At 43.9% G+C, this 3,862-nt stretch carries 3 protein-coding genes; 1 reads left to right on the top strand and 2 read right to left on the bottom strand.

Going from position 1 to position 3,862, the window contains the following annotated elements:
* Positions 1 to 257: 257 nt before the first annotated feature.
* Positions 258 to 1,325 carry a succinylglutamate desuccinylase/aspartoacylase family protein gene (locus CAG68_RS16105; protein WP_042521202.1) on the bottom strand — a complete coding sequence of 356 codons (1,068 nt, stop codon included), beginning with the start codon at positions 1,323 to 1,325 and terminating at the stop codon, positions 258 to 260.
* Between the two features lie 330 nt (positions 1,326 to 1,655).
* On the opposite strand from CAG68_RS16105, the gene CAG68_RS16110 reads away from it, so the two are divergent.
* The gene (locus CAG68_RS16110) at positions 1,656 to 2,195 is read left to right on the top strand and encodes a DUF3332 domain-containing protein (protein WP_161441362.1); all 540 of its coding nucleotides are present in this window, start codon (positions 1,656 to 1,658) and stop codon (positions 2,193 to 2,195) included.
* A gap of 64 nt (positions 2,196 to 2,259) precedes the next feature.
* Here the strand turns inward: CAG68_RS16110 and CAG68_RS16115 are convergent, their stop codons facing one another.
* Complete coding sequence (locus CAG68_RS16115) at positions 2,260 to 3,732, bottom strand: aminoacyl-histidine dipeptidase (RefSeq protein ID WP_053350265.1); 1,473 nt, start codon at positions 3,730 to 3,732, stop codon at positions 2,260 to 2,262.
* Positions 3,733 to 3,862: the final 130 nt, after the last annotated feature.

The raw sequence follows: 3,862 nt of genomic DNA on the forward strand, positions 1-3,862 counted from the left end.
GATTTATAGTGTTTTTATGAAGCTCGGATTATAAGAACATTATTACGATTAATAAATGATAATGAGATTAATTATCAAATGTGTTTTTGCGATGGCTTGTAAAGTTTTTTATCCATTCGTGGAAACTGCGATGAGTATCGTTAGCTTACATAAAACAAAAAGCCCAGCATCATGGACGCTGAGCTTATTGGCTTTAAACAAGATAGTGCGAGCACTGTTGCTCCTTTTGAGCTAATCAGGCGCCTACTTGGTAGGAATTACTGAGTTTCTAACGGTATCTGTCCGGTGGTCAGCGGCTCGGCATCGAATTCAGTGAGGCCTTCAATATAGCTTTCGACTGCTTGCTCTAAAGCATTATCACCTTGGTTAAAATAGGCAAGGTGGAAAATTGCATCGCCTTCGTTCACCAATGGTAATGTTTGTTGACCGATAACCAAACCACGCTTCGGGGCTTTTAGTTCTATCTCATCATGACCAAGAGGAGAGCTAATATAAGCGAGCGTTTCCCCCTGTTCTACTTTGTCTCCCAGATTAACGACAGTACGCAAAATGCCGTTACCTGACGCGCGAACCCAGCTGGTGGACTTCGCTATGATAGGCTCAGGCAGCTTTTTCCTGCTCGCACGCAACATACCAATGGCTTGCATTACGCGCCGAACCCCGAGTACACCAGCGCTTATCGAAAGTGGATCAAAACGCAATGCTTCGCCAGCTTCGTAGGTGAGCACTGGAATATCGCATTTTTCTGCTTCACTGCGTAAAGAGCCATCACGCAATGCTGAATCAACAATCACTGGCGTCGAAAATGCTTGAGCAATACGTAGAGTTTCTGGGTTGCTTAAGTTTGCGCGAATCTGTGGCAAGTTCGTGCGATGAATTGCCCCTGTGTGTAGATCCAAAATGTAGTCACAACGCTTGGCAATGTTGTTAAAGAACCCGTGTGCCATACGAGATGCAAGTGCGCCTTTTTCACTGCCAGGAAAGCAACGGTTGAGATCTCGTCGGTCGGGCAAGTAACGAGATTTATGGATGAAACCAAAAACGTTAACGATAGGTACTGCAATGACAGTGCCTTTCAGTTTTTGTGGATCCAGTTGGTTAATGATCTGACGAACGATTTCTACGCCATTAAGCTCATCACCATGGATAGCAGCATTCACCATTAACACTGGTCCTTCTTGTTTCCCATGGATGATTTCCACAGGAATAGATAAAGGCGAATGTGTATATAGCTTCGCTGCTTCAAATTCGATCTCTAATCGTTGTCCTGGTTGTATTTGATGTCCTAAGAGCTCAAACACTTTGCTTTTTTTACTTCTGGCCATAAACCATCTCTGTCAAATGCGTCACCAGCAATGTAACAATTGCTGCAAAATCGCACTAATCATTCTCATTAAGGACACGACAAATTACTTTAATCGTCATGCGTGAAATTTTGGTGTGTGTGAAGTTTTTGTTTTCAATATGATCTTTTCTATCAGTTTAATACATAACAAGACATAGAGATGAGAGCGCAATAATAGCCTTAAAAAATGTGACTGTATTAAAAATAATACTGTTCATGGAGGACAAAAAAACGGACTTTTAACCCTACTTTTTATCCGATAATATCCGCGCCGAATTTGAGGTTTCACACTTTATAACTAGAGGTTTTGATGAAAAAGGCAATTGCTAAAATTGGTGCATTGACTGCGGTAGCAGTTTCACTTTCAGGTTGCGTAGGTAGTAATGCCGTGACAGGTTATGTCATGGGATTTAACTTGAAAGCTGTTGACAACCGTTACGCTCGAGGTGGCCTAAATATGCTTTTGGCGCCTGTTTATGGTGTCGCGATCGCAGCGGATTATATCGTGTTTAACTCTCTAGAATTTTGGACGGGTAAGAACCCGTTAAATGGTAAGCCACATATCTTCGATACAAAGGTAGATACTTACATTGATGTCAATCACCAGTTAGATAAGTCGTTAACGACGGCACCAATCGCACCATTAGCGGATAACCGTGTCATTGAGCGGGGGCGAATGCAGCAAATCGATGAGAACACTGTTCAAATGGATATTACTTACAGTAACGGTGAAAAGGCGACACTCATGGGTGTACGCGATGGTGAGTTTGTTACTTACTACATTGATGGTGAAGTTGTTGCACAAACCTCGATGGATGAATTAGCCGCTTACGCGCAAAACCGTGTGTAGTTGGGTTCAACTAAACCAAAAAAAGGGTGCCGTATGGCACCCTTTGTCGTTTTTCGTGATTGAATTATGCTTTCTCTGGAATCGCTTCTAAAAGCGCGACCATCTGCTCCCAGTACAACTGAACAGTATCAATCTTCACTTTCTCATCTGGTGAGTGAGGGAATTTTATTGTTGGACCGAAAGAAACCATATCCATATGTGGGTATGGTTCTTTAAATAGGCCACACTCAAGACCAGCATGGATGACCATGATGTTCGGCTTATGACCGTAAATGCCTTCATACATATCACGGAAAATTGCCATGATCTCGGAATCTGCATCTGGCTTCCAGCCAGGGTAAGCGCCTGAGAACTGAATTTGTGCGCCTGCTAGCTCAGTAATCGAGCGCAGCATGCTTTCCACTTGGCTACGGCCAGAGTCAATGAGAGAACGAATCAAGCAAAGCACGGTGACTTTATTTTCTTCTGTGCTGATCACACCAACGTTTAGAGAAGTTTCAACAACGCCTTCCACCTCATCACTCATACGGATTACGCCGTTTGGACAAGCGTTAAGTGCCGCAATGAATCGTTGCTGATCGGCGATTGAAAATACTTGCGCGTCAGTCGTAATCACTTCATTAAAGGTTACGATACCTGTTTCGATTTTACCCAATTCAGTTTTAAGCAGCTCAGTGTAGTGGTTGAACAGCTCAGCAAGCTTGTCTTGGTTTTCGACAGGAAGCGCGACAGTAACAAACGCTTCGCGAGGGATTGCATTACGTAAGCTACCACCACGGAATTCGACTAAACGTAAATCAAGCTCTTGAGCATGACCGGCAAGGAAACGACCAAGTAATTTGTTGGCATTACCGCGACCTGTGTGAATGTCACAACCTGAGTGACCACCTTTTAGGCCTTTCAGCGTCAGTTGGCGTGTTACAAAACCTGCAGGCGTTGATTCTCGAGAAATATCGAAAGTCATGGTGCCATCAACGCCACCTGCACAACCCATGTAGACTTCGCCTTCTTGCTCAGAGTCTGTATTTAGAAGAATCTCACCCTCTAACCAACCAGCTTCAAGGCCAAATGCGCCAGTCATGCCTGCTTCTTCATCAATCGTCAGCAGAACTTCGAGTGGACCGTGCTTAATATCTTTAGATGCCAATACAGCAAGGCAAGAAGCCATACCAATACCGTTATCTGCACCAAGCGTCGTGCCTTTCGCAGTTACCCATTCGCCATCGATGTAAGGTTGGATTGGATCTTTGGTGAAGTCGTGTTCAGTGTCTTCGTTTTTCTGCGGCACCATGTCGATGTGTGCTTGAAGTACAACAGCCTTCTTATTTTCCATTCCTGGTGTCGCGGGCTTTTTGATGAACACGTTACCGGTTGGATCACGGCGAACGTCAAAGCCTTGCTCTGTTGCCCAGTTGATAATGTACTGTGCTAATGCTTCTTCATGTTTCGATGGATGAGGGATAGAACAAATCTTATCGAAAAACTGCCAAAGTGGAGCAGGTGATAAGGTACTGATCTCAGAATGGAACTCAGACACGGAGGACTCCTTTTGATGTGCTTTGCCAAATATATACCGTAAAAATATTGTCAAGGTAGCATTAAATGCTAGACGATTTGGCCTTCAAATTGCCGTTAGCATACCACCAGATAAGGAGTACGAGTAGTCG

Origin of the sequence: Vibrio sp. V42_P2S4T144, from assembly GCF_009904715.1 — a bacterium.
Lineage (GTDB): Bacteria > Pseudomonadota > Gammaproteobacteria > Enterobacterales > Vibrionaceae > Vibrio > Vibrio alginolyticus.

Bases quoted from the DNA above. Each gene is read 5' to 3' on its own strand.
- CAG68_RS16105 (WP_042521202.1), bottom strand. From the start codon at position 1,325: ATGGCCAGAAGTAAAAAAAGCAAAGTGTTTGAGCTCTTAGGACATCAA.
- CAG68_RS16110 (WP_161441362.1), top strand. From the start codon at position 1,656: ATGAAAAAGGCAATTGCTAAAATTGGTGCATTGACTGCGGTAGCAGTT.